Below are 24,979 nucleotides of genomic sequence, written 5' to 3' on the forward strand. Positions count from 1 at the left end.
CGCCCGGTTACATTCCGAACCCGGAAGCTAAGCCTTACAGCGCCGATGGTACTGCAGGGGGGACCCTGTGGGAGAGTAGGACGCCGCCGAACAAATATTGCGAAAACCCCTGTACCGTTTATTCGGTACAGGGGTTTTCTGCGTTTGGGCTACCGTTGCTGCCATGAACTACAAGATCCGTTCGATACGCGCCGACGAGTGGGCCGCAGCGAAGGAACTGCGGCTGGTCGCCCTGCAGGATCCCGTCGCGCATCTCGCCTTCATGGAGACCTACGAGGCGGCGAAGGCCCAGCCGGACTCCTTCTACCAGGAGCGGGCCGTAGGGGCTGCCGAAGGTGCTGAAAGCGCTCAGCAGATCATTGCCGAGGGGCCGGACGGCGACTGGGTCGGGACGTTGACCGTGCTTCTTGAGGAGGCCGGGACCGTCGACTGGGCCGGCTTCGCGGTCGAGCGGAAGCAGGGGCACATCGTCGGGGTGTTCGTGCGCCCGGAGGTCCGGGGCATCGGGCTCACGGAGGTGCTCTTCGACGCGGCCCTGGAGTGGGCCTGGGGGCGCGGTGTCGAGCGGGTGCGGCTCATCGTGCACGAGGACAACGAACGGGCCCGGCGGTTCTACGGCAAGGTCGGCTTCGCGCCCACGGGGGTCGTCGTGCCGTTGCCCGGGCACGCGGACGAGCGCGAGCTGGAGATGGCGTTCGAGCGGCCGTAGGCGCCGTAGGCCCGGCTGTCTGGCCGGCTCAGTCCGTGGCGGGGACCGTCTCGTGCAGGAAGTCGGTCAGCAGGGCTGTCACCGCGGCGGGGCGCTCCAGGTTGGGGAGGTGGCCGGCCCAGGGGAGTTCGAGGTGGCGGGTCTGGGGGAGCAGGCTCGGCAGGTGGGCCGCGATGTGCTGGAAGTCGGGCAGGTCGTGGCCGCCCGAGATCGCGAGGCCGGGGGCCTTGATCGCGGCGAGGTCGAAGTCCACCTTGTGCCGTCCGGCGCCGTCTGGGGCGGCCAGTTGGATGTCGAAGGCCTGCCGCTGCATTCCGCGCACCTTTCCCCGTGTCGATTCGTCGGCGTCCGGGCCCAGCCAGGTGTTCACGTTCAGTTCTACGGCTCCGCCGACATCGCCCGCCTCAAGGAGTTCGTCCTCCCGCTCGCCGAACGCGCGCAGTGCGTCGGTGGGTTGGTGGCCCGGCAGGCCGGAGCAGAGCAGTGCCAGCGCGGATACGCGGTCCGGTTGGCGGGCGGCCAGCTCCAGGGCGACCTGGCCGCCGTAGGAGGAGGCGATGAGGGTTGCCTGTTCGATGCCGAGTGTGTCCAGGAGGTCGAGTACGTCGTCGGCGTCGTTGTGGCGGTGGTCCGGCAGAGAGGTCTGGCCGAAGCCGCGGAAGTCGCAGCGCACCAACCGGTATCCGGCGTCGGCCAGGGCCGGCCACTGTGGGTCCCACATGCGTCGGTCGCAGACCGCGGAGTGGAGCAGGACGAGGGCGGGACCGTCGTCCCCGGTCGTGTCGTGAGAAAGAGTCATGCGGCAGACCCTACGGGGGCCTCAAGCGGGTGGTCACCCAAGTATTTCGGCGCCCACCTGCTCGTACGGGAAGAACTGCGGTTGCTAGACCGGGAGTTCGTGGTGGGGCCAGCGGGCTCTGGCCTGTTCCTGAGAGCGGAGCAGGGCCAGGGTGGGGAGGCCCCGGTCTGCTCCGGTGGACAGGAGCTCGGGGAGTTGGGGAAGCGGGGCGACCGCGGCGATGTCGTCCAGGACGAGTGTCATTGGTGGGTCGAGGCGACCGGCCGATGACCGTTCGGCCATGTGCCGGCCGCGCTCGACCACGCTTGATGCGAGGGCGGTGAGGAGAGGCATCGCACCCGGGTTTGTACGGGGGTCCTCGATGGATTCACCTACCAGATAAAGCGTGCCCCCTTCGTTCGCGAAGGAATCCAAGGAGAGCGCGTCAGTTCTGTTGGGTGTGCAGGCTTCGCGGATGTTGACCGTGAAGAGGGAGGACAGTGCGCGGCTCGTCAACTCCTGCGCGATGTCCCGGCGTTCGGGGTGGGAGGTGAGTGCGGCTTCGAGTTCGCCTGCCGCGCCGGGGGCCGCCTTGGGGTTCGTACGGAGGGTTCGTACGGCGTCCTGGACCTGGGTGCCCTGGGACCAGCGGTGGACGTGGCGGATGGTGCGGCCGTCGATCGCGGCTGCGTGCAGATAGCTGCGGAGGAGTGTTTCGGCCGTGTCCGCCACCGCCTGGTCGATCTTCGCGGTGGGCTTTACGGGGGCGAGGAGGGAGGCGGCTCGTCTTACCGCGGTCTGTTTGTCCTCGCAGCCGGTGGTGGGGGACCAGTGGAGGCGGGCCGGGGTGTCGCAGAGGTGGGCGGGGTCGTAGAGGAGGACCGGGCCCAGTTTGGCTCTGGCGTCCTTGGTGTCCTGCCAGATGGTGGGGTTTGACGTGACCACGAGGGCTGGGCCTTCCGCGTCCCGTACTGCTTGGGTTGCGGTTGCCTGGCGGCTGTCCGGCGGTGCCACGAAGATCTTTTCCCACCCACCCGCCCGTTCACCGTTCATCGGAGAAGTTGAGGTAGAGGCGAGCGGCGGTGCGCTCGGCGGTTGTTCGAAGACGGCCGATGGCTGCGGCTGCGGCTCCGGTCTCTGGGCCGGTACCTCGTGAACTTCCGGTGCCGGCTGATCTGTTCGCCTCCGGGCCCGTACCGCCCGCCATCTCGCCACCGTGCCCATCGTGAACACGGTCAGGACGAACAGGACCATCAACTGGCCGATGAACAGGCCCCAGAAGAGGCCGTAGCCGGACAGCTGGGCCGGTGGGGTGTCGGGCCAGGCGCCGGCCAGGTCGTGGGGTTGGCCGATCAGGTGGCGCATGGCCAGCGGGGTGCGGGCGAAGGTCACGCCGTCGGGCCAGGTGCCGTGGGAGAACCAGGCCGCCAGGCCCGCGGCCGTCCACACCAGCAGGGTCATGCCGAGGAGGAAGGCGAGCAGGCCGATCAACAGGCCGTCGGGGATGCCTCCTCGGCGATCCCGTTCGTCGTTCGGTCTCATCTCGCCTCTTCGCCTCTCACGCCACCGTGGACTCGGAGGAGCCGTCGAGATCGCTCAAGTGCGCTTCCATGAAGGCCGCCGCGCGTTCCTCAGCCTCCAACTCGGCGGCGCGCAGGGCGTCGTCGGTCAGTTCGCGGTCGTGGTCGCGGGAGGACTGGGTCATCGCGCGGTCGGTGAAGACGAGCGGGCGTTCCGTCTCGGTGATCAGGTGTTTGACCACCTGGACGTTGCCGTTGACGTCCCAGACCGCGATGCCGGGGGTGAGGGTCGGGATGATCTCCACCGCCCAGCGCGGTAGCCCCAACACCCGCCCTGTTGCTCGGGCTTCGTCCGCCTTTTGGGCGTAGATCGTTCGCGTCGACGCCATTTTGAGGATCGCCGCCGCCTCCTTCGCCGCCGCTCCGTCGACCACGTCCGACAGGTGGTGGACCACCGCCACGAACGACAGACCCAGCCGTCGGCCGAACTTCAGCAGGCGCTGGAAGAGTTGGGCCACGAAGGGGCTGTTGATGATGTGCCAGGCCTCCTCGACCAGGAAGATGCGCTTCTTCCGGTCGGGGCGGATCCAGGTGTGCTCCAGCCAGACGCCGACGATGGCCATCAGGATGGGCATGGCGATGGAATTGCGGTCGATGTGGGACAGGTCGAAGACGATGAGCGGGGCGTCGAGGTCGATGCCGACCGTCGTCGGGCCGTCGAACATGCCTCGGAGGTCACCGTCGACCAGGCGGTCGATGACGAGGGCCACGTCCAGGCCCCAGGCCCGTACGTCGTCTATGGCGACGTTCATCGCCTCGGCCGACTCCGGTTCGGGGTGCCGTAGTTGCTCGACGATGTCCATGAGGACGGGCTGGCGGTCGACGATCGTCTCGTTGACGTAGGCGTGCGCCACCTTCAGCGCGAAGCCCGAGCGTTCGTCGAGGCCGTGGCCCATCGCCACCTCGATGATCGTGCGAAGCAGGGCCAGTTGGCCCGTGGTGGTGATCGCCGGGTCGAGCGGGTTGAGGCGAATCCCCATGTCCAGGGCGGCGGTTGGGTCAAGGCGGATAGGAGTTATCCCCAACTCCTCCGCGATCAGGTTCCATTCACCGACGCCGTCCTCGCCCTGGGCGTCCAGGACGACGACCTGGCGGTCGCGGAAGCGGAGCTGTCGTAGGACGTACGTCTTCTCCAGGGCCGACTTGCCGTTGCCGGACTCGCCGAGCACCAGCCAGTGGGGGGCGGGGAGTTGCTGGCCGTAGAGCTGGAAGGGGTCGTAGATGTAGCCCTTGCCGGAGTAGACCTCGCGGCCGATGATGACACCCGAGTCGCCCAACCCGGGGGCGGCCGTGGGCAGGTAGACCGCCTGGGCCTGGCCGGTCGAGGTGCGGACCGGGAGGCGGGTGGACTCGATCTTTCCGAAGAGGAAGGACGTGAAGGCGTCGGTGAGGACGGACAGCGGATCCCGCATCTGAGCCCTACCTCCGGATGCCGGTGGCGAACGGCAGTGTGTTCACAAACGCGCGGTGGTGCTCACGGTCGCACCACTCCAGCTTCAGATACGACTTGCCGGCGGACGCCCTTATCGTGCGCTTGTCGCGCGCGAGGGCCTCGGGGTTGCGGGAGGAGACGGTGATGTAGCCGACCAGGTTGACCCCGGCCGCGCCGCTCGCCAGGTCCTCGCCGCGCTGGTCCATGCGGCCGTGGGCGGCGACGTCGCGGGGGTCGACGGTGCGGTTCATCTTGGCGGCGCGGGAGGCGTCGGCCTCGTCGTTGGTCTTCTCGGTCAGCATGCGCTCGATGGCGATCTCGGTGGGTTCGAGGTCCATCGTGACGGCGACCGTGCGGATCACGTCCGGGGTGTGGACGAGGAGCGGGGCGAGGAAGTTGACGCCCACCGGGGTCATCGGCCACTCCTTCACCCAGGCCGTGGCGTGGCACCACGGTTCGCGGGTGGACGACTCGCGGGTCTTCGCCTGGAGGAACGTCGGCTCCATGGCGTCGAGTTCGGCCGGCCAGGCGTTGCGCTTCGTCATCGCCTGGATGTGGTCGATGGGGTGGTCCGGGTCGTACATGGAGTGGATGAGCGAGGCGAGCCTGCCCTGCCCGAGCGGCTGCCGTACGCGGATGTCCGCCTCCTGCAACCGCGAGCAGATGTCGGTGAGTTCACGCGCCATGACGACCGCGAGCCCCGCGTCGCGGTCGAGCTTGCGGCCCGCCTGCGGGCGGGCGGCGCGGGCCATCGCGTTGGCCTCGGAGGAGAGTTCGCGGGTGAAGTGCATGCACGCGACGAGATAGGCGCGGTGCTGCTCGCTGCTGGTGGACACCATCGACTGCAGTTGGTCGTACGACTGCTGGAGCCACGTCAGGGACTTCTCGTCGCCGCGCTGGGCGACGTCCTTGGCATGGGCGTCCGGGTCGGCGGGCAGGGTGCGGGCGAGCATCTGGAGGCGGGTGACGAAGCCGTCGCCGTTGGCCACATGCTTGAGGAGGGTGCCGAAGCGGTCGACGAGGGCCTCCTGGTCCTCGCTGTCGCGCAGGCCGACGCCCGGGCCCTCGATCTCGATCGCGGCGGTGACCGTACGGCGGTCGGCGTGCAGGAGTACGGCGATCTCGTCCGGCCCGAAGGGGGCTGCCAGCCAGTTGATGCGGCCGATCCCGGGCGGCGGGCCGATCTCGACCTCACGCCCGTCGAGGTGGACGCCGGCCTCCATGACGGAGGAGCGGTACGTCGTGCCGTTGCGCAGGGTCCGCTTGTAACTGCGGTTGATCTCGAACCACTTGTAGAACGTGCGGCGCTTGTACGGCACGTAGACCGCCATCAGCGCCAGCATCGGGAAGCCCGTCAGCAGCACGATCCGCAGGGACAGGACCGGGACGAGGAGCCCGCACATCATGCCGAGGAACGCGCCCACGATGATGAGCGCGATCTCGCCGGTCTCACGATTCTTGCCGACGATCGCGTTCGGCCGGGCCCGGCCGATCAGATATGTCCGGCGGGGCGTGATCGGATGGGACAGGTGGGACTCTGTCGTCAACGCCCTTCACCTCCCGTGCGGTTGTTGCGGGCGTTGCTGGCGTGCGGGGTGTTCGCCGGGCTCTGCCGGGGCGGGGGCGCGGAAGCGGGGACTGCTCCGCCGCCGCCCGAGGAGGGGCGGGTGCTGTGGGCGGCGACGCCGCCGGAGACCGGGTTGGACGGGCGGGCGCCGCCGGAGGACTGGCCGCCTCCGCCGTCGTTCGTGCGGGCGCTGTGCGTCTTGATGCCCTGGGCGACCATGGTGGCCGGGGAGCTGATGACCGCGGCGGCCTTGCCCTCGGCGCCCTGCATGATGCGGTTGTTGCGGCCGTTGGCGATCTCGTCGCCGAAGCCGGGGACGAAGCGGTAGATCATCGCGCTGGCGAAGATGGCGAGCAGGATGATGGCGAGGCCGGAGACGACGGCGGAGAACGAGTCCGGGCCGTCGGCGGAGGACAGCGCGCCGGCCAGGCCGAGCACGATGACGATGACCGGTTTCACCAGGATCACCGCGATCATGATGCCCGCCCAGCGGCGGACGTGGCCCCACAGGTTCTTGTCGACGAGGCCCGCGTAGACGACGGTGCCGAGGAGGGCGCCGACGTAGAGGAGGGCGGCGCGGATGACGAGCTCCAGCCAGAGGACGCCGGCGGCGAGGATGCTGACCAGGGAGACGACGATCAGCATGATCGGGCCGCCGCCGATGTTGTTGCCCTTGGCGAGGGCGTTGGAGAAGTTGCCGAAGAAGGTGTCCTGGTTGCCGGTCGTCTTCGCGAGGACGTCCGTGATGCCGTCCGTGGCGGAGACGACTGTGTACAGGATCAGCGGTGTGAACGCGGAGGCGATGACGGTGAGCCAGAGGAAGCCGACGGCCTCGGAGATCGCGGTGGTGAGGGGGACACCTCGGACCGCGCGCTTGGCGACCGCGAGGAGCCACAGGAGAAGGGTGAGGATCGTCGAGGCGGCGAAGACGACGGCGTACTGCTGAAGGAACTTGGAGTTCGTGAAGTCGACGTTCGCGGTGTCCTTGACGGCCTCGCTGAGCTTGTCGACGGTCCACGAGGCGGCTTCGGCGCACCCCTTGGCGAGGGAGGAGAGGGGGTCGAGGGTGTCGGTGGTGCTGGGGGTGGTGGAGCCCGAGCCTTTCTTGCCGTTCTCGCAGATGTTCTTGGCCTCGCCGACCAGGAGCTTGCACTCCTGAGCCGTCGACGACGACCCGGTCGGCGTCGGGGTGGGCGAGGGGGCCGCGACGGCATGGGTGGCCAGCAGCACGGCAGTGGTCTGCACGGCGGTGAAGGCGGCCGTGGCCTTGAGTACGAGACGTGAGCTACCGGGCATAGGTGAACCCTCCGTACTCCTGGACGGCCTTGGCCATCTCGTCGGCAGTCGATGCCTTGTTGTCGCCGGGGACAGGGGCCGGGCCGTCCTTCTGGGAGAAGCTGTCGGCCTTCCAGTCGCTGTCCGCCCAGCGCAGGTGGAGCGTCAGGGTGAACCAGTCGCTGGTCACCGGGTTGGTCGAGACCGTGCCGGCCGTGCCGTACAGACCGGTGCACCAGACTTCCACCGTCGCCGCGGTGTTCGAGTAGCTCGTGACCTTGGTGCCGATGGGCACGGTGCGGGAGACGTAGGTGTTGCCCGCGCTCGCGTTGCCGTTCGCGTCCAGGCCGAGCTTGCTCAGGAAGTCCTTGGAGTAGGCCTGGTCGAGGCTGTTCTCCAGCGCGGTCTGCCGGCCGGCGACGAACACCTGCCGCACGATCTCGGTCCGCCTGGTCGGCTTGAGGATGTCGGCCGAGACGAGCACCGTCGCGTAGTTGGTCGCCGCGCTCTCTGTACCCTGCTGGTCGTGCGCGAACCCGGCGGGAATCCCGGCCGCCTTCGTCTCCACCGGCTTCGTCCCGCTCGCCGCAGTCGACGTGCTGTCCGGCTTCGAACCGCCGGACGTGGCCGCCTCGTTGGAGGCGGTGTCGTTGCCGCCGCGGTTCGCGAAGGCGATGGCGCCGATGAGGAGGACGACTACTCCGACGACCGTGACCAGGCTTCTGGAGGAGGACCGGGTGCCTCTGCGGGCGCCGCCGTACACGTCGCCGCCGCCGCCCTGGGGGTAGCGGGTTCGGGTCTGGCCGGTGCCGCCGTAACCGCCGGAGGTCTCGTGCTCGTCTCCGGAACTCATGCCGGGTACGCCCCTTCGCCGTCGTCCAGAAACATCTGGAAGTACGACGGTAGCCGTGCTGGTTCCCGCGCGGGCGCGGTGTGGTGACTCGACATCAGGGAAACGCAACCTCAGCCGGTGGGCGCGACGGGCGGGTGGGGTGGGGAGAGAGGGCGGTCGAGTCCGGCGGCTATACGGCCATGCCGTACACGATCGTGAAGAGGGTGCCTAGGGAGCCGATGATGAAAACCCCGGTCAGCCCGGCGATGATGAGGCCCTTGCCCTGTTCCGCGCTGAACGTGTCGCGGAGCGCCGTCGCGCCGATGCGCTGTTTGGCCGCACCCCATACGGCGATTCCGAGGCAGAGCAGGATGGCGACCGCCATCACGACCTCGATCATCACCTTGGCCTCGTTGCCCAGGCTGCCGAAGGGGCCCCAGTCCGGAGCGATCCCGCCGATGATGGTGTTGATGTCTCCCTTGTCGGCCGCAAAGAGCATGTAAGTCACCGCCCCTGGTGGGTAGTTCCGCATCCCCTGCAGGTGCGCAGAGGTCAGGCATCATTGTCGCCGACAATGGCGCCTTCGTATGTCGACTTGGCGTCATTGGTTGGCGAGTTTCGTACGAATACTACGTACGGTCACTCTGTGTATCACGGTAGGTAACGCCGGGCAATGAGGCCTGGGCGGAACCTGTGCGTGGTTCGGTCGTTAGCCCCTGATTATCTGGTTGCTCGTGCTGATGTTCTCATGATGAACGGGCCGCGGCTGGATGCCGCGGCCCGTTCTCTCATGCCACGTGTGGCCCCCACGACCCACGGTGGCATGACATGTGACTGTTGATCAGATCTGAGTGGAGCGGGGTGGGGGCTCGTCGGCCGTTAGTTCGCGAAGGCCGAGATGCCCTCCGGGGTGCCCCAGCCGGTCGGGCCGTCGTAGCCGGTCTCGGCGGTGCAGAAGTACGCCGTGGTGCAGGAGCCGTTGTTGCCGCTCGTCACGTCGTTGAGGGACGAGGTGCCCGCGTAGTCGTACGGGTACTGCGCCGGGTAGGTGCCGCTGGCCGGGGTGCCGGCGAGGGCGTAGACACCGGCGATGATCGGCGCGGAGACGCTGGTGCCGCCGAAGGTGTACCAGCCGGCGGTGACGCCGTAGGAGTCGTAGACGGAGACTCCGGTGGCGGGGTCGGCGACGGCGGAGACGTCGGACTCCATGCGCTTGGTGCAGCCGGTGTCGGTCTGCCAGGAAGGCTTGGCGTCGTAGGAGGAGCAGCCGGAGCCGGTGCCCTCGGTGCTGGACGTCTTCCAGACGGTCTCGGTCCAGCCGCGGGTGGTGGAGGAGGTGGAGAGCTTGGTGCCGCCGACCGCGGTGACGTACCGGGAGGTCGCCGGGTACTCGGCTCCGTAGGCGCTGTCACCGGAGGAGACGGTGATGGCCACGCCCGGGTGGTTGTAGTACGAGGTGTCGTACGTCGTCTGCGAGGAGGACTCGGAGCCGCCGTAGGAGTTGGAGACGAACTTGGCGCCGAGGGCCACGGCCTCGTTCTCGGCGGTGCCGAGGTTGGCGTAGCTGGCGCTGGTGGCCTCGACGAGGGTGATGTTGCAGAGCGGGCAGATCGCGCTCGCCATGTCGAGGTCGAGGGAGATCTCCTCGGACCAGCCGGCGTCACTGGTGGGCAGGGACGTCGTGGAGCCGGTCTGGCTGACCTTCTTGAAGCAGCCGTTGGCCGTGGTGCATGCGGAGAGGCCGTAGTACGAGCGGTAGGTCGCGAGGTCGGCCTCGGCATTGGGGTCGTTGTACGCGTCGACGATCGCGATGGTCTCGCCGGAGCCGTTGGAGGCGGCGGCGGAGGTCAGGCCGTAGGCCGAGCGGAGGTTGGTCGGGCTGTAGCCGGAGGGGGTCGACGCGTCGGCGGCCTTCGGGGTGATGCCGGTCTTCGCGGCCTGCATCTTCTGGAAGGCGGTGAGGCCGCCGGTGACGCGGTAGGACTTGCAGGTGAGGTCGCCGGCGTGCTTGGGGGTTGCACAGGGGGCGGCGGCGTAGGTCACCGCGGTGGAGGTGGTGGCGCTCTGCACGGCGTCGGCCTGTGCGGCGGTGCCGAGGCCGGTGAAGACGAGTGCGGCCGTGGCTACGGCCGCGGAACCTATGCGGCGCCATCTACCGTGCGTGTGGGGGGAGTTGGGGGTCGTGGTACGCAAGGTGCAGCCTCCTGAGTCGGTGGAACAGGGGCGGTGCGGGTGCGTCTCGCCGGTGCGGTTTCCCCGGCGGTGGGGGGCGGCCCGCGATGACCATCTCTTGTTGAGTACGCGACAACAAGAGGCTGCTGGAATCCTGACTTCCGGCTTACCGAACAGGGTCTGGCTCTTTACCAAACTCACAGGTTTTTCATGGGGGTTGGGCCCGTCAGGGGCTCAGGAAGCGGCGAACGGGCCGCGGCTGGTTGCCGCGGCCCGTTGCCATTTGCTCCGCCGAGGGGACCCCACGCCCCCTCTGCCGGCGGCTCCCCGTGACCCGACGGGGAGGTTCTGCGGGAGTACCTCAGCCGGTGAAGGCCGAGATGCCCTCCGGGGTGCCCCAGCCGGTCGGGCCGTCGTAGCCCGACTTCGCGGTGCAGTAGTACGACGTGGAGCAGGTGCCGTTGTTGCCGCTGGTCACGTCGTTCAGGGCGGAGGTGCCGGCCGCCGCGTAGGGGTAGGAGGCCGGGTAGTCGCTGCTGCCGGGAGTGCCGGCGAGGGCGTAGACCGAGGCGATGATCGGGGACGAGGCGCTGGTGCCGCCGTAGGTGCCCCAGCCGGTGCCGTCGGCGCCGTAGGTGTCGTAGACCGAGACGCCCGTGGCCGGGTCGGCGACCGCGGAGACGTCGGCGATCATGCGCTTGGTGCAGGTGGCGTCGGTCTGCCAGGAAGGCTTGGCGTCGTAGGAGGAGCAGCCGGAGCCGGTGCCCTCGGTGCTGGACGTCTTCCAGACGGTCTCGGTCCAGCCGCGGGAGTTGGAGGAGGTGGAGAGCTTGGTGCCGCCGACGGCGGTGACGTAGCGGGAACCGGCCGGGTACTCGGCACCGTAGCCCTCGTCGCCCGCGCTCGCGGTGATGGCGACGCCCGCGTGCTTGTAGTACGAGGTGTCGTACGTCGTGTCGGAGGAGGACTCCGAGCCGCCATACGAGTTGGAGACGAACTTCGCGCCCAGCTTGACGGCCTCGTTCACCGCGGTGCCCAGGTTGGCGTCGCTCGCCGACTTGGCCTCGACCAGGAGGATGTTGCAGTTCGGGCAGGTCGCGCTGACCATGTCGAGGTCGAGGGACTCCTCGCCCGCCCAGCCGCTGTCGGCGGAGGGGAGAGAGGTCGTCGAGCCGGTCTGGCTGACCTTGGTGAAGCAGCCGTTGTCCGTGGTGCAGTCCGAGAGGCCGTAGTACGACCGGTACGTCGCGAGGTCGGCCTCGGCGTTCGGGTCGTCGTAGGCGTCGACGATCGCGACCGTCTCGCCGGAGCCGTTGGCGTCGGCCGCGTCGGCGAGGCCGTAGGCGGACTGGATGTCCGAGGGGCCGTAGCCGGTCGGGTCGTCGGTGGCGGCCTTCGGGGAGATGGTCTTGGGCGCGATGCCCTTCAGCGCGGCCTGCTTCTCCATGAAGGCGGTGGTGCCGCCGGTGACGCGGAGGGCGTTACACGCGGCGAACCCCTTCTTCGGGGTGGCGCCGCAGGCGGCCTTCTCGTACTGCACATGGGCCTTGGCGACCTGTGCGGCGATCGCCTTGGCGGTCACCTTGTGGGGAGTGGTGGCGCTCGCGTCGGCCGCGGTGCCGAGGCCGGCGATCAGGAGCGCGGCGGTCGCGGCGGCGGCAGAACCGATTCTGCGCCAGTTGCCGCGTATGTGGGGGGAGTTGGGGGGTGACGTACGCAACGTACAGCCTCCAGAGAGAGGTGGGCAGAGGCCTGCGGGTGGGGGATCCACCGGTGAGGTTCCCGGTGGGGGCGGCGGCCCGTGACGACCTTCTCTTGTTGAGTACGTGACAACAAGAAGGGTTCCGGAGTTCTGACTTCCGCGTTACTCAAGGGGGTTGGGGGATTGCTGATCAATGGCGCCGGGATGGCGTGGCAATGGCCCGGGCTTGACTCTCTTCATGGAAAGTCCACAGCGTGACGCGCGTTGACAACGGCTGCGGGAGACGGTCGCGGGAGGGGGAACCGGTTCGCCGTGGCCTTGCTGGAAGCGCGAGAGGATCTGGCGCAGCGGATGCCGCAGTGCGGCTGTGACGGAGGCCAGTTCCTCCTCGGTCAGCCACGCCCGGTTCGGATACAGGACCTCGATCCTGAAGCTCGCGAAGCCCGTCGGCCAGTCGTACGCGAGCTCGTTGAGCGATGTTCGGCACCGCAGCAGGGGACCGCGACCAGGAGTGTGGAAAAGCCGTCGTCGTACCACCCCTGAACGGCTTGCCCCCACCAGTCGCCGAATTCCGCGCCGCAGTGCGGGCAGCCCACCTTCGCCAGGCTGCTGAGGCAGAGGACGACCTCGACGATGTCGTGCCATCTGGTTGCCAGGCCGCGACGGGCGTCGTCGTCGGGCAGCGGTCCGGACAGTACGGCCGCTGCCCGATCCGCGGCGTCCCGGTCGGGCTGCCAGTACGGATCGGTCGCAATCACGGTCAGGCGGGTGTCGCTCATCACTGGCCCTCGCGGGGCTTGAGGCCGTTCAGCAGATGGTGGATCAGGGTCGGGATGCCGGCGACCGCGGCCTCCGGGGTGAGCGTGCCCTGGGCCGCGAAGGAGGCCGTGCCGTGCAGCGCGGCGCCGACCACCAGGCTGACGGTCCAGGAGTCGCCCGCGACGATCTCGCCGCGCTCCTGGGCGTCGGAGATGATCCGCACGAACGGGACCGTGGTGCTCTCCACGGCCGCGCTCAACTGCTCGGAGATGTCCGGGTCGTGCTTGCGGGTGTACATGACTTCGAGCAGTTCGGCGTTGGACGCCGCGAAGTGCACATAGGCCTTCGCCAGCGCGATGAGGCGCTCCTCCAGCGGTGCCTGCGCGTCGTCGGCGCCGTTCAGGACCTGGGCCATGCGCTCGAAGCCGGACAGGGCCAGCGCGTCCACGAGGGCCTGCTTGTCCTTGAAGTGGCGGCCGGGGGCGGCATGGCTGACCCCGATGTCCCGGGCGAGCTCACGCAGGGACAGGGCCGCGACGCCCTTCTCCAGCAGGGTGCGCTCCGCGCTCGCGAGCAGGGCGGAGCGCAGGTCTCCGTGGTGATAGGGGCGTACAGGCATGCGAACCATCGTATCCGGATGTAGACGACGGCAGCATTGTTGCCGCCGACATCATTGTTGTCATTGACAGCATTGTAGTCGTTGCCTACATTGGGGGGCATGGACAAGACGGACAAGACCATCAGTGACAAGAGCAGCGGCAGGGCGCCCAAGTGGGACGCGAGCCGGATCCCCGACCTCTCCGGGCGGACGGCGGTCGTCACCGGCGCCAACAGCGGTATCGGTTTCGCCGCCGCCGCCGAGCTGGCGCGCGCGGGTGCGCACGTCGTGTTCGCCGTACGGGACCCGGAGCGCGGGCGGGCCGCGGCGGCGAGGGCCGGCGGCAGCACCGAGGTGCGGCGGCTGGACCTCGCGGACCTGGCGTCCGTGCGGGAGTTCGCCGAAGGCTGGGACGGCCCGCTGGACCTGCTCATCAACAACGCGGGTGTGATGATGCTCCCCGAGGGGCGCACCCGGGACGGCTTCGAGACGCAGTTCGGCACCAACCACCTCGGCCACTTCGCCCTCACGAACCTGCTGCTCCCGCACATCACCGACCGCGTGGTGACCGTCTCCTCCGGCGCGCACAGGATGGGCGACGGCTACATCCACTTCGAGAACCTGAACCTGGACGGCATCTACGGCCCCCAGCGCGCCTACTCCCAGTCCAAGCTGGCCAACCTGCTGTTCACGCTCGAACTCCAGCGCAGGCTGGCCGAGTCGGGCTCGCGCGTCCGCGCGCTGGCGGCCCACCCGGGCTGGGCCGCGACCAACCTCCAGAGCCACACGGCGAACCCGGTCGGCCGCGCCCTGATGGCCGTCGGCAACAGGGTCCTGGCCCAGGACGACAAGGGCGGCGCCCTGCCGACGCTGTACGCGGCGACGCAGGACCTGCCGGGCGCGAGTTACGTCGGCCCGAACGGGCTGGGCGAGATGCGCGGGGCGCCGACGCTGGTGGGGCGCAGCGCCGAGGCGAGTGACGTGGTGGCGGCCGGACGGCTGTGGACGGCTTCCGAGGAGCTCACCGGGGTGCGGTTCTCGGTGGGGGTGGTGGCGTAGGGGGCGGGATAGATCAGCAGGGGCTCAACTCCAGCTGCGCGCCTGGGCGTCGAAGACGTCGGCGTCGCTGTGCACCGGCAGGACGCACAGCAGATGGCCGCCGGGGGCGCGCAGGGTGCGGCACTCCAGCCAGCGGGAGACCGGGGTCGCGCCCAGGGCGAGCAGGCGGGCGGTCTCCGCCTCCACGTCGTCGGTCTCGATGTCGATGTGGAAGCGCGGGTCGGCATCGTCGATCGACTGAACCGCCGTGACCAGACCGGGGATTGCCTGGTGGAGTGTGGTGAACTGCTCCTCCGAGGGGGCCGGTGCGGCGGGGGCGCCGAGGGCCGCGGACCAGAAGGCCGCAGCGGCGGCGGCCTCGGGCCCGGGGGTGTCGATCAGGAGGGCGAAGACGCGGCTTCTATGCATGTGGCCCATCTTCCGGGGCTGTTGGGTCCGCCCCGTCCGCCGCGCCTTCCACGCCCTCCACGAAGTGGTCGAACTCGCCTGCCTGTACGCCCAGTACGAAGGCGTCCCACTTGCGGCGGTTGGTGGTGACCACGACCGAAGGGTCGCTGGTCTCGCGGATGTAGACCGGGGCCTCGCCGTCGTCCCCTTCGCCGAAGGCGATCTCTATCCAGGGGCCCGGGCCCGTCGCGTCCGGCGGGGCGGCGCGCTCCCAGGTGAGGCCGGCGGGGATGTCGGACACGGGGATTTACCTCTTTCTGGTGCCGGGACGGCATCGAGTATCGCTCAGGGGGCAGAAGAGGCGGGAGGACAGTACCGTGGACTGACCGCCGAACGAAGCGCCGAACGAGTCAATGCACGAGCCGTTCACAGCGAAATCTCAGCAAACGTCGACGTCCTTTCTCACCTTCGTGGGACAAAGTGGGGGCCGATGAAGCGCAGCTCACGCATCTCCCGTTCCGCTCGCCTCGCGGGCAACCGCCGGTACGCGCTGTTCGTCACCGTGGTGACGCTGGCCCTGACCTCGGCTTCTGTGGCGACCGCCGACGACGGCCCGGGGCCCTTCGGCGTGACGACCGTGACCGAGGTGAACAAACAGAGCGTGCGCGTCGGAGCCCTGTTCGGGTCGGACCACGCCACCAGCCTGGCCGGCGGCCACCACTGCACCGCGTCCGTGGTGCACAGCGCGGGGCACGACCTCATCGTCAGTGCGGCCCACTGCCTGGACGGCGATCCCGGCGACGTGTTCGTGCCCGGTTACCGGGACGGCAAGGCGCCGTATGGAGTGTGGAGGGTCGTGCAGCGGTACCTGCCGGACGGGTGGAACCAAGGGCAGGCAGAGGACAGCGACATCGGCTTCGCCACGGTCGCCGAAGTGGACGGTAAGAACATCGAGGACGTGGTCGGCGCCTACCGGTTCACCGCCGGGACGGCCACCGGGGCCACCGCCGTGACCATCACCGGCTACCCCTCCGCCACCGACCAGCCCATCAGCTGCACCAACAAGCCCATCCAGCACAGCGCCACCCAGCAGCGCATCGACTGCCCGGGCTTCACCGGCGGCACCAGCGGCAGCCCCTGGGTGAACGGGGACCAGCAGGTCGTGGGTGTCATCGGCGGACACGAACAGGGCGGACTGACGCCCGATATCTCCTACAGTGTCGTGCTCGGGAAAGAAGCTGCCGAGTTGTACAAGGACGCGACGAGCGACCCGGAATAAGGGTCGCCGCGCTGCCCGGTCCACTCGCTGAATACGCGTCACATCTGGCGGAAACACAGCGAAATGCCGCCACCCTGCCCCGAAATGGCCTTGAACAGGGCTGACATGGGGGAGGGTTGAGCCGTGCGAAAAGTATGGGTGATCGGTGGGGTCGCGGCCGGGCTCGGGCTCAGCTTCGTGATGCTGCTCGTCGTCGGCGTGTACCTCGTCGCCGGGAACCTCGTCAACGGAGCCGGCGGAGGCAGCGTCTCGCTCGCCAAGGGCGCGGTGCCGGCGGCCTACTCGTCACTCGTGCAGAAGTGGGGCAACCTCTGCTCCGCCCTCAACCCCGCACTGCTCGCCGCCCAGCTCTACCAGGAGAGCGGCTTCAACCCGAACGCGAAGAGCCCCGCGAAGGCCGAGGGGATAGCGCAGTTCATCCCCGGGACCTGGGCCACGCACGGGATCGACGGCAACGGCGACGGCGTGCGCAACGTATGGGACCCGAACGACGCGATTCCGTCGGCCGCGACCTACGACTGCCAGCTCGCCTCGTATGTGAAGGACGTGCCGGGCAATCAGAGCGAGAACATGCTCGCCTCGTACAACGCGGGCGCGTACGCGGTCATCAAGTACCAGGGTGTGCCGCCGTACGCCGAGACCAAGAACTACGTGAAGACGATCACGTCCCTGGAGCAGAGCTTCGCCGCGCCCGTCAGCCGGGTCGACCCCTCCCAGCAGGCCGCCACCGCCATCACCTACGCCCAGAGCAAGCTCGGCACCCCCTATCTGTGGGGCGGGAACGGCACCGCCGACCAGGGCGGGCGCTTCGACTGCTCGGGGCTGACCAAGGCCGCGTTCGAGAGTGCGGGGATCACGCTGCCGCGCGTTGCGAACGACCAGTACAACGCGGGACCGCATCCGCAGCGGGCCGAATTGCTGCCGGGAGATCTGGTGTTCTTCTCGGACGACCTCACCAATTCCCGCGCCATCCGGCATGTGGGGATTTATGTCGGCGGCGGATACATGATCGACGCGCCCCGGACGGGTGCTGTGATCCGGTTCGACCCCATTGACACCCCTGATTACTTCGGCGCCACCCGGGTTACCGAAGATGGCGCGAAAGCGCTCCCCACGACGGTGTGAACCGAGCGTGAACCCACCCCCTGAGCTGCGGCGATGAGTCTCTCTTCGATAACGTCTGCGTGATCATTCGGTGGAGTGTGGAACGTACAAAGAGGGGCCGTGCGTTCCTGTTGAGTAACGCGCACGCGAGGTGCGCCCGGAACAACGACGAAGGAGCCGCAGCATCATGGCTGTACTCGCCGAATCCGGGTCGAACCCCGACGTCGATCTGCTCTACGACATCAATGGCCTCGCCAAGGACGCGCCGCACTGGTTCGACCGGGTCATGGAGTTCGTCGGTGAGTACGGGCTGCTGGTCGCCATGGTGCTGCTGGTGGTGTGGTGCTGGTGGTCCGTGCGGCGGCGCGCGGACGAGGACGCCGCCCAGTCCGTCGCCGCGCTCGTCTGGACTCCGCTGGCCGCGGCGATCGCCATCCTCGTGAACGTGCCCATCCGCGGGTTCGTGGAGCGGCCCCGTCCCTTCGTCGACCACACCGGTATCGACGTCCTCGTCTCCGGGAAGACCGACTACTCCTTCGTGAGCGATCACGCCACGATCACCATGGCGATGGGCGTCGCGCTGTTCGTCGCGAACCGGCGGTTCGGGCTGCTGGGGATCGGGCTCGCCCTGCTGGAGGGGTTCTGCCGGGTCTACATGGGCGTGCACTATCCGACCGACGTGATCGGCGGGTTCGCGCTCGGTACGGCTGTCGCTCTCCTTCTGTCTCCGCTTGCGATGGCTGTGCTCACGCCGGTGCTGAGGGCTGTCGAGACCTCGCGGTGGGGTGCTTGGCTGGTCCGCTCCGGTGATGCCCGTCGGCTGGCCCGGGACGCGGTGATCCCGGGGGCTCGGACGGAGGCTTCGGGGACTGAGGAACGGGACTTGGCGGCGTAGGCGGTACTTCGTCTGCGGATCCGTGGGGGCTGGGCGCCCGCACGCGGCGGAGCCGTAAATGGACACAGCCCCGCGCCCCTACCAGGTACCGCCTGCTTACAAGCCCTGCGGGTAGCTGAAGAACCGATTCGGGTCGTACTGCTTCTTCAAGGTCGTCAGGCGGGTCGCCGCGTCGCCGTAGTACGCCCTGCGCCAGTCCGTGAGGGTCGGGTCCGTGTAGTTCTGGTAGGCCGCGCCCGAGGCGTACGGCTTCATCGCGGTGTGGAACCTGGTCAGCCAGGACTGGGCGGCGGCGCCCGTGGTGCCGGCCGGCCAGGAGACGAGGTACTGGGCCAGCATGCGGGAGCGGCGGTGCACGAAGGCCGTCGCCGTGGGGGAGACCCGGTTGACCGCGCCGCCGAGGGCCGTCAGCGCGATGTCGCCGTTGCCGCTGACCGACCGCATCTGGGCGAGCATCGTCTGGATGCCCGCGTCCGAGATCGAGCGGTCGAAGAAGTCGGAGCGGCCGGTGTAGGTCTCCCTGGCCAGCGCGCCCTGCGGGGAGCGGCCCGGGGTGGAGCCCGGCAGGTGGCACTGGGCGTCGGTGGAGAAGGAGGAGCAGCCCGCGTAGGCCTCCATCGACTCCTTGTACGTGTGCCGCCTGAGCGAGACGCTCGACGCGTTGCCGCCGACCAGGTGGGCCAGCCTGTCGACCGCGTTCTGGAGTTCGTTGTAGGTGCCCAGGGAGAAGGCGGCGACGGAGACCCTGGGGGTGCCGCCGGGTGTGTTCGACAGATGGCAGGACGACCAGATCTCGTCGGGCTGGTCCGGGCCCCACTCCTGCCAGGCCTTCACCACGGCCGCGGCCATCGACGACGGCCAGGTCAGGTACCCCGACACGGCCTGGGGCGCGGGGTGTGTCTTGAACTGCAGCTCCGTGACGACGCCGAAGTTGCCGTTGCCCGCGCCGCGCAGCGCCCAGAACAGCTCCTTGTTCTCGCTCGCGTTGGCGATCAGCTGCTTGCCGTCGGCGGTGATCAGCGTGGCCTGGGTGAGGCTGTCGCAGGTCAGGCCGTAGGCCCGGGAGACCACGCCGTGGCCGCCGCCGAGGGTGAGGCCGGAGACGCCGACCGTGGGGCAGGAGCCGGCGGGTATGGTCACGCCCTTCGCGGCGAGGCCCCGGTAGACGTCGATCAGTTTCGCGCCGGCGCCGACGACCGCGCTGGAACCGCTCGCCCGGATCTTGTTCAGCTTCGACACGTCGACGATCAGCCGGTTGTCGCCGGAGGACCAGCCCGCGTAGGAGTGGCCGCCGTTGCGGATCGCGACCTTGATGCTGTGGGCGCGGGCGTAGGAGAGGACGGAGCGGATGTCGTCGGCGTTCGCGACATAGGCCACCGCGGCCGGCTTCAGGTTGTCGAAGCGGGTGTTGTAGAGCTGGTGGGCCGTCTTCCAGGAGGCGTCACCGGGGCGCACCAGGGTGCCGTCGAGATCCCGGGCCAGGGCTGCCCAGTTGGCCGCGGCGGCGGGCAGTCTGCCCGTGCCGGTCGTCTTGGCGGCGTTGGCCACGGTGGACGTGTCACCACTGCCGATGCCCAGGCTGCCGCCGCTGCACGCGGACGTGGCAACCGCCGCTATCGCGGCCGCGCCGCCGCCTATGAACGTACGCCGTTCCATTTCGCCTCCTGTGGGGATTCCGTGAGGTGAGATACGTCCGGTGCCCCACAAGTTCTCGCGTCCATGTCACGGGTTCGGAACAGACAGATGCCCCGCGGCGTCCGTTCTGGCCTGGCTTCTCGCCCGTCTCGCAGGTCCGCGCCAGCCGCACACGCACCGGCCGAAGCAGAAGGGCCCCTGCTCGACGAGTGTCGTGTGGTGTTCCTGATGTTCGGGGAGAGCCTCCAGGCCGTCCTGCTGCGCCATTCCGACAACGTTACCGAGGTTCCGTAAAGGGTTCGTACGGCGGCCATCTGTCCGTGTACCCGGCCCGGATACGCGTGACGGGGCCACCTGCCCGCTCGTTGGGCGGAACGACAGGGGGGCCCGCGACGACGTACCGGGGGTACGGCAGCGATGGAGGAGCGGCAGCGCAGGCGCACCGGTGGGGCGGTCGTCGCGGCGGGGCTCGTGGTCGGGGTCTGTGCCGGGGCCGGTGGGTGCGGTGGTGGCGACGGGGCGGCCACGGCGGACGCCCGCGGTGGCGGGGACGCGGTCGCGGTGGTGCGGCGCGCGGCCGACACCCTTGTCGCGGCGGGGAGTTCGCAGGCCCGTACGTCGATGGAGATGGCCACCGGCGGCACCCGGGTGACCATCCGCGGCGCGGGCGGCTACGACTTCCGGCGACAGCTCGGCCGACTCACCGTGCAGTTGCCGCAGGATCCGGCCGGTGCCAGTGAGCACCGGCCGATCACCGAACTCCTCGCGCCGGGCGCCCTGTTCATGAAGAACCGGGGTGCCGGGGTGCCCGCCGACAAGTGGGTACGGGTCGACACCGGGACGCTGTCCGACGGCAACCTCGTGACCGGCGGGGCCACCGACCCCTATGCCGCCGTCGAGGTGCTGCGCGGGGCGACCGGGGCGACGTATCTGGGGAAGACGGAGGTGGCCGGGGCCCGGGTGCGTCACTATCAGGGGGTCGCCGATCTCTCCGTCGCCGCGAGGAGTGCTTCGGCGGGGAACGAGGCTGCCCTGAGGTCGGCGGCGAAAGGGTTCGCCACCGCCCGGGTGCCCTTCGACGTCTACCTCGACGACCAGGGGCGCGTCCGCAAGGTCCGGCAGCGGTTCAGCTTCGTCAACGGGCAGCGCCGCAGCACCGTGGCGGTCGCCTCGACCACGCTGCTGTACGACTTCGGGGCCCCCGTGGACGTACGACTTCCGGCGTCGAAGGACATCTACGCCGGGCAGATCGCCGAGAAGTGACCTGAACCGATCGGTGACGAGTCTGTGTGAGAACTAGCCCGTCCGTGCCATGCGCGGTGTGTAGACCGCTCCCTACTCTAGGAAGTCGGTGACGGCAGAGAAGAGGTGACGCACGTGGCTCCGGTCGGCGGTACGGCAGTTCAGGACCACGTGGCACTCGCCGAGATCGAGCTGTGCGGAGACCTGATCATCGCGGCCTCGGCCGCCCAGGACCGGCTCAGCCTGGAGAGCATCGACGAGGTGCTGAAAGTGGCCGAGGAGCGTGACACCTCCGGCGGGCCCGGTTAGGTACGGAGCAGCCGGGCGATCGCCTTCGTCGCCTCTTCGACCTTCGCGTCGATCTCCGTGCCGCCCTTGACGGCGGCGTCGGCGACGCAGTGCCGCAGGTGTTCCTCCAGGAGCTGCAGCGCGAACGACTGCAGGGCCTTCGTGGAAGCGGAAACCTGGGTGAGTATGTCGATGCAGTAGACGTCCTCGTCGACCATGCGCTGCAGTCCGCGGATCTGGCCCTCGATCCGGCGCAGGCGCTTGAGGTGTTCGTCCTTCTGCTTGTGGTAACCGTACGTAACCGGTTCCTGAACCGGTTCCTGGGCCGCTTCGGAGGGCGCTGCCGCCGCGCCGGCCTCGGTGGTCGTCATCGCGTCCATCGCGTCCTCCAGACATATACCCCTAGTGGGTATATCGTAACGAACTTTGCTGGGTATAGGGCCCTTGGTACGCCCCCGTGCGGATCACTGTGCCCGATGGGCGACACTGGGGGACGGCCCATTAGCCGTGGCCGGATGATGCACTTAGCATCAGCCTGACCGAAACCGATGCATCCCGAGGACCCCTTGTGCGCTTTCGTCTGACCCCCAGGGAGACGAGCTTCTACGACATGTTCGCCGCGTCCGCGGACAACATCGTCACGGGCTCGAAACTCCTCATGGAACTGCTCGGGGCGGACACCGCCGGCCGGGCCGAGATCGCAGAGCGTATGCGGGCCGCTGAACACGCCGGTGACGATGCCACGCACGCGATCTTCCACCAGTTGAACTCCTCCTTCATCACGCCCTTCGACCGCGAGGACATCTACAACCTCGCTTCCTGCCTCGACGACATCATGGACTTCATGGAGGAGGCCGTCGACCTGGTCGTCCTCTACAACGTGGAGGAACTGCCCAAGGGCGTCGAGCAGCAGATCGAGGTACTGGCGCGGGCGGCGGAGCTCACTGCCGAGGCCATGCCCAACCTGCGCACGATGGACAACCTCACCGAGTACTGGATCGAGGTCAACCGGCTGGAGAACCAGGCCGACCAGATCCACCGCAAGCTGCTGGCCATGCTCTTCAACGGCAAGTACGAGGCCATCGAGGTGCTCAAGCTCAAGCAGATCGTGGATGTGCTGGAGGAGGCGGCGGACGCGTTCGAGCACGTGGCGAACACGGTGGAGACCATCGCCGTCAAGGAGTCCTGACCTCTTCATGGACACCTTCGCTCTGGTCGTGACCGTTCTGGTCGCGCTCTTCTTCACGTACACGAACGGTTTTCACGACTCCGCCAACGCCATTGCCACGTCCGTCTCGACGCGGGCGCTGACTCCGCGCGCGGCGCTGGCGATGGCCGCGGTCATGAATCTCGCCGGTGCGTTTCTCGGTTCCGGGGTCGCCAAGACCGTCAGCGAGGGGCTGATCGAGACGCCCGAGGGCTCGAAGGGGATGGGGATCCTCTTCGCGGCACTGATCGGTGCGATCACCTGGAACCTGGTCACCTGGTACTTCGGGCTGCCGTCGTCCTCGTCCCACGCGCTGTTCGGCGGAATGGTGGGGGCGGCGCTCGCCGGCGGTACGCAGGTGTACTGGCACGGGGTCGTCGACAAGATCGTCGTCCCGATGTTCGTGTCGCCGGTGGTCGGTCTGGTCGGCGGCTATCTGGTGATGACGGCGATCATGTGGATCTTCCGGAAGGCCAATCCGCACAAGGCCAAGCGCGGTTTCCGTATCGCGCAGACCGTCTCCGCGGCGGGGATGGCGCTCGGGCACGGCCTTCAGGACGCGCAGAAGACCATGGGCGTCGTGGTGATGGCACTGGTCATCTCCGGGAACCGGACGTTCGAGGATCCGATCCCGGTGTGGGTGAAGCTCGTCTGTGCGGTGATGCTGTCGCTGGGTACGTACGCGGGCGGCTGGCGCATCATGCGGACGCTGGGCCGGAAGATCATCGAACTCGACCCGCCGCAGGGATTCGCCGCGGAGACGACGGGCGCGTCGATCATGTTCATCTCGGCGTACATCTTCAAGGCGCCCATCTCCACGACCCATGTCATCACGTCCGCGATCATGGGCGTGGGTGCGACCAAGCGGGTCAAGGCCGTGCGGTGGGGGATCGCCAAGAACATCGTGCTGGGGTGGTTCATCACCATGCCGGCGGCGGCGTTGGTGGCGGCCTGCGGGTTCTGGATCGTGAACCTGGCGTTCCTGTAGGTCGCCCTTCACTCTGGTCAGTGGCCCGTTCCGGCTTCCGGAACGGGCCATTCCTGTGAAGGTGCAACCGCTTTCCCGAAAGCTGGGTGCGGCGCCGGGACCGCTGCTAACTTCTGGGGCTCAAGCGTTCGAATAGAACGCGTCATGCGAGGGTGGGGGTCCCCATGTCCAAACTTCGTCGTCACCTCATGTCCGGGGCGGGGGTGGCGTCGGCTCTCACGGGCCTGCTCCTCTACGCGGCCTCTCCCGCGTCGGCGGCGAGGGCCGAGGCCGAGACCGTCGCGTCGGGCTCGTACGTCGACTGGGCCGGATCCATGTACTTCGAGAGCTACGGCGACCACTTCGGGGTCTGCGACAACAAGGCGGACGGCGCCGGTGTCATCGGCTACTGGAAGGTCGGTGCCAGCGGCACCGAGCACTCGATCTACGACGGCAACGGCTCCGGCAACTGCGAGTACGAGAGCCACAACGTCTCCGAGACCTCGTACGTGTACATCCAGGTCTGTCTCCGGGACGACGGTGACGTGAAGGAGAGCACGTGCAGCGCCTGGGAAAGGCAGTACGCCGGTAGCCCCCTCTAGGGACTGCTCGGCCGGACACACGAACGGGCCCGCCCCCGGGAGCCAGGGGCGGGCCCTTTTCGTCCTCGCGGTGGCACCGCCATGCAGCACCGCGAGGGGTTCCAGGAGAGGAACTCTCGGTCTAGCCGAAGCGGCCCGAGATGTAGTCCTCCGTGGCCTGGACCGACGGGTTGGAGAAGATGCGCTCCGTGTCGTCGATCTCGATGAGCTTGCCGGGCTGGCCGACCGCCGCGAGGTTGAAGAAGGCCGTGCGGTCCGAGACGCGGGCCGCCTGCTGCATGTTGTGCGTCACGATGACGATCGTGAAGCGTTCCTTCAGCTCGCCGATCAGGTCCTCGATCGCGAGGGTGGAGATGGGGTCGAGGGCCGAGCAGGGCTCGTCCATCAGCAGGACCTTCGGTTCCACCGCGATCGCCCGGGCGATGCACAGGCGCTGCTGCTGACCACCGGACAGGCCCGAACCGGGCTTGTTCAGGCGGTCCTTGACCTCGTTCCAGAGGTTCGCGCCCTTCAGCGACTTCTCCACGACGTCGCTCAGTTCGCTCTTCTTGTACGAGCCGTTCAGACGCAGGCCCGCCGCCACGTTGTCGAAGATCGACATGGTGGGGAAGGGGTTCGGGCGCTGGAAGACCATGCCGATCTCGCGACGCACGGACACCGGGTCGATGCCGTTGCCGTAGAGGTCCTCGTCGTCCAGGAGCACCTTGCCCTCGACCCGGCCGCCGGTCGTCACCTCGTGCATACGGTTGAGCGTGCGCAGGAACGTCGACTTGCCGCAGCCGGAGGGGCCGATGAAGGCCGTCACCGAGCGCGGCTCGACCGTCATCGAGATGTCTTCGATCGCCTTGTGGGAGCCGTAGAAGGCGGTGAGCCCGCTTACGTCGATTCGCTTGGACATGACTGCTTCACT

The 24,979-nt window shown here is 68.5% G+C and carries 26 protein-coding genes and 1 rRNA gene; 11 read left to right on the forward strand and 16 right to left on the reverse strand.

The features are described 5' to 3' along the window. Nucleotides 1–92 (forward strand): 5S ribosomal RNA (rrf, locus tag AB0I51_RS34770); the annotation flags it as partial. A 71-nt stretch (nt 93–163) separates the two neighbouring features. Next, entirely contained in the window at nt 164–709 is a 546-nt protein-coding gene (locus AB0I51_RS34775) for a GNAT family N-acetyltransferase (RefSeq protein WP_362982161.1), read from the forward strand. A 28-nt stretch (nt 710–737) separates the two neighbouring features. Here AB0I51_RS34775 and AB0I51_RS34780 read toward each other — a convergent pair whose 3' ends face one another. The 10 genes from AB0I51_RS34780 to AB0I51_RS34825 form a co-directional block, all read right to left on the reverse strand. After that, a complete protein-coding gene (locus AB0I51_RS34780) occupies nt 738–1,508 on the reverse strand; it encodes an alpha/beta hydrolase (protein ID WP_362982163.1) in 771 nt (256 codons plus the stop codon). Between the two features lie 84 nt (nt 1,509–1,592). Next, the gene (locus AB0I51_RS34785; RefSeq protein ID WP_362982165.1) at nt 1,593–3,029 is read right to left on the reverse strand and encodes a type IV secretory system conjugative DNA transfer family protein; all 1,437 of its coding nucleotides are present in this window, start codon (nt 3,027–3,029) and stop codon (nt 1,593–1,595) included. Nucleotides 3,030–3,045: 16 nt separating this feature from the next. Continuing rightward, nucleotides 3,046–4,479 (reverse strand): ATP-binding protein, encoded by a 1,434-nt coding sequence (locus AB0I51_RS34790; protein ID WP_362982167.1) that lies wholly within the window; start codon nt 4,477–4,479, stop codon nt 3,046–3,048. 7 nt (nt 4,480–4,486) lie between these two features. Continuing rightward, nucleotides 4,487–6,046, reverse strand: coding sequence for an SCO6880 family protein (locus tag AB0I51_RS34795; protein WP_362982169.1), 1,560 nt, complete (start codon nt 6,044–6,046; stop codon nt 4,487–4,489). Continuing rightward, entirely contained in the window at nt 6,043–7,362 is a 1,320-nt protein-coding gene (locus tag AB0I51_RS34800) for a hypothetical protein (RefSeq protein ID WP_362982171.1), read from the reverse strand. Before AB0I51_RS34800 ends, AB0I51_RS34795 begins: the two co-directional genes overlap by 4 nt. Continuing rightward, on the reverse strand, nt 7,352–8,194 hold the full coding sequence (locus AB0I51_RS34805) for a hypothetical protein (RefSeq protein WP_362982173.1): 843 nt from the start codon (nt 8,192–8,194) through the stop codon (nt 7,352–7,354). The genes AB0I51_RS34800 and AB0I51_RS34805 overlap by 11 nt, the downstream gene beginning before the upstream one ends. Nucleotides 8,195–8,363: 169 nt before the next feature. Further along, a complete protein-coding gene (locus tag AB0I51_RS34810) occupies nt 8,364–8,672 on the reverse strand; it encodes a hypothetical protein (protein ID WP_014673544.1) in 309 nt (102 codons plus the stop codon). Nucleotides 8,673–9,052: 380 nt separating this feature from the next. Continuing rightward, nucleotides 9,053–10,366, reverse strand: a complete 1,314-nt coding sequence (locus AB0I51_RS34815; protein WP_362982175.1) for a S53 family peptidase — start codon at nt 10,364–10,366, stop codon at nt 9,053–9,055. 340 nt (nt 10,367–10,706) lie between these two features. Further along, a complete protein-coding gene (locus AB0I51_RS34820) occupies nt 10,707–12,065 on the reverse strand; it encodes a S53 family peptidase (RefSeq protein ID WP_362982177.1) in 1,359 nt (452 codons plus the stop codon). Nucleotides 12,066–12,825: 760 nt separating this feature from the next. Next, nucleotides 12,826–13,425: a TetR/AcrR family transcriptional regulator gene (locus AB0I51_RS34825; protein ID WP_362982179.1), complete on the reverse strand. Its 600-nt coding sequence runs from the start codon at nt 13,423–13,425 to the stop codon at nt 12,826–12,828. A gap of 99 nt (nt 13,426–13,524) precedes the next feature. Between AB0I51_RS34825 and AB0I51_RS34830 the strand changes: the two genes are divergently transcribed. Further along, on the forward strand, nt 13,525–14,463 hold the full coding sequence (locus tag AB0I51_RS34830; RefSeq protein ID WP_362982181.1) for an oxidoreductase: 939 nt from the start codon (nt 13,525–13,527) through the stop codon (nt 14,461–14,463). 24 nt (nt 14,464–14,487) lie between these two features. Here AB0I51_RS34830 and AB0I51_RS34835 read toward each other — a convergent pair whose 3' ends face one another. Continuing rightward, complete coding sequence (locus AB0I51_RS34835; RefSeq protein WP_362982183.1) at nt 14,488–14,871, reverse strand: VOC family protein; 384 nt, start codon at nt 14,869–14,871, stop codon at nt 14,488–14,490. Beyond that, the gene (locus AB0I51_RS34840; RefSeq protein WP_362982185.1) at nt 14,864–15,151 is read right to left on the reverse strand and encodes a DUF397 domain-containing protein; all 288 of its coding nucleotides are present in this window, start codon (nt 15,149–15,151) and stop codon (nt 14,864–14,866) included. The genes AB0I51_RS34835 and AB0I51_RS34840 overlap by 8 nt, the downstream gene beginning before the upstream one ends. 189 nt (nt 15,152–15,340) lie before the next feature. Between AB0I51_RS34840 and AB0I51_RS34845 the strand changes: the two genes are divergently transcribed. From AB0I51_RS34845 to AB0I51_RS34855, 3 genes are all read left to right on the forward strand, one after another. Next, nucleotides 15,341–16,129, forward strand: coding sequence for a trypsin-like peptidase domain-containing protein (locus AB0I51_RS34845; protein ID WP_362982187.1), 789 nt, complete (start codon nt 15,341–15,343; stop codon nt 16,127–16,129). Between the two features lie 180 nt (nt 16,130–16,309). Further along, nucleotides 16,310–17,254 (forward strand): bifunctional lytic transglycosylase/C40 family peptidase, encoded by a 945-nt coding sequence (locus tag AB0I51_RS34850; RefSeq protein ID WP_362982374.1) that lies wholly within the window; start codon nt 16,310–16,312, stop codon nt 17,252–17,254. 166 nt (nt 17,255–17,420) lie between these two features. Further along, nucleotides 17,421–18,128: a phosphatase PAP2 family protein gene (locus AB0I51_RS34855; RefSeq protein WP_362982189.1), complete on the forward strand. Its 708-nt coding sequence runs from the start codon at nt 17,421–17,423 to the stop codon at nt 18,126–18,128. A 96-nt stretch (nt 18,129–18,224) separates the two neighbouring features. Here the strand turns inward: AB0I51_RS34855 and AB0I51_RS34860 are convergent, their stop codons facing one another. Both AB0I51_RS34860 and AB0I51_RS34865 read right to left on the reverse strand, forming a co-directional pair. Beyond that, entirely contained in the window at nt 18,225–19,784 is a 1,560-nt protein-coding gene (locus AB0I51_RS34860; RefSeq protein ID WP_362982191.1) for an FAD-binding oxidoreductase, read from the reverse strand. A gap of 66 nt (nt 19,785–19,850) precedes the next feature. Next, complete coding sequence (locus tag AB0I51_RS34865; RefSeq protein WP_362982193.1) at nt 19,851–20,030, reverse strand: hypothetical protein; 180 nt, start codon at nt 20,028–20,030, stop codon at nt 19,851–19,853. A 150-nt stretch (nt 20,031–20,180) separates the two neighbouring features. On the opposite strand from AB0I51_RS34865, the gene AB0I51_RS34870 reads away from it, so the two are divergent. Next, nucleotides 20,181–21,026, forward strand: coding sequence for a hypothetical protein (locus AB0I51_RS34870; RefSeq protein ID WP_362982195.1), 846 nt, complete (start codon nt 20,181–20,183; stop codon nt 21,024–21,026). Between the two features lie 105 nt (nt 21,027–21,131). Further along, a complete protein-coding gene (locus AB0I51_RS34875; protein WP_362982197.1) occupies nt 21,132–21,314 on the forward strand; it encodes a hypothetical protein in 183 nt (60 codons plus the stop codon). Here the strand turns inward: AB0I51_RS34875 and AB0I51_RS34880 are convergent. Further along, nucleotides 21,311–21,664: a metal-sensitive transcriptional regulator gene (locus AB0I51_RS34880; protein ID WP_362982376.1), complete on the reverse strand. Its 354-nt coding sequence runs from the start codon at nt 21,662–21,664 to the stop codon at nt 21,311–21,313. The genes AB0I51_RS34875 and AB0I51_RS34880 overlap by 4 nt on opposite strands. A 197-nt stretch (nt 21,665–21,861) precedes the next feature. Between AB0I51_RS34880 and AB0I51_RS34885 the strand changes: the two genes are divergently transcribed. The 3 genes from AB0I51_RS34885 (at nt 21,862) to AB0I51_RS34895 (ending at nt 24,069) form a co-directional block, all read left to right on the forward strand. After that, nucleotides 21,862–22,482: a DUF47 family protein gene (locus AB0I51_RS34885; RefSeq protein WP_026151758.1), complete on the forward strand. Its 621-nt coding sequence runs from the start codon at nt 21,862–21,864 to the stop codon at nt 22,480–22,482. A 7-nt stretch (nt 22,483–22,489) separates the two neighbouring features. Next, nucleotides 22,490–23,488 (forward strand): inorganic phosphate transporter, encoded by a 999-nt coding sequence (locus AB0I51_RS34890; protein ID WP_362982199.1) that lies wholly within the window; start codon nt 22,490–22,492, stop codon nt 23,486–23,488. Nucleotides 23,489–23,652: 164 nt separating this feature from the next. Beyond that, complete coding sequence (locus AB0I51_RS34895) at nt 23,653–24,069, forward strand: hypothetical protein (protein WP_362982201.1); 417 nt, start codon at nt 23,653–23,655, stop codon at nt 24,067–24,069. Between the two features lie 121 nt (nt 24,070–24,190). Here AB0I51_RS34895 and pstB read toward each other — a convergent pair whose 3' ends face one another. Then, nucleotides 24,191–24,967: a phosphate ABC transporter ATP-binding protein PstB gene (gene pstB, locus AB0I51_RS34900; protein WP_362982203.1), complete on the reverse strand. Its 777-nt coding sequence runs from the start codon at nt 24,965–24,967 to the stop codon at nt 24,191–24,193. Nucleotides 24,968–24,979 lie beyond the last annotated feature (12 nt).

The organism is Streptomyces sp. NPDC050549 (assembly GCF_040655035.1).
In the GTDB taxonomy this organism is placed as follows: Bacteria; Actinomycetota; Actinomycetes; order Streptomycetales; family Streptomycetaceae; genus Streptomyces.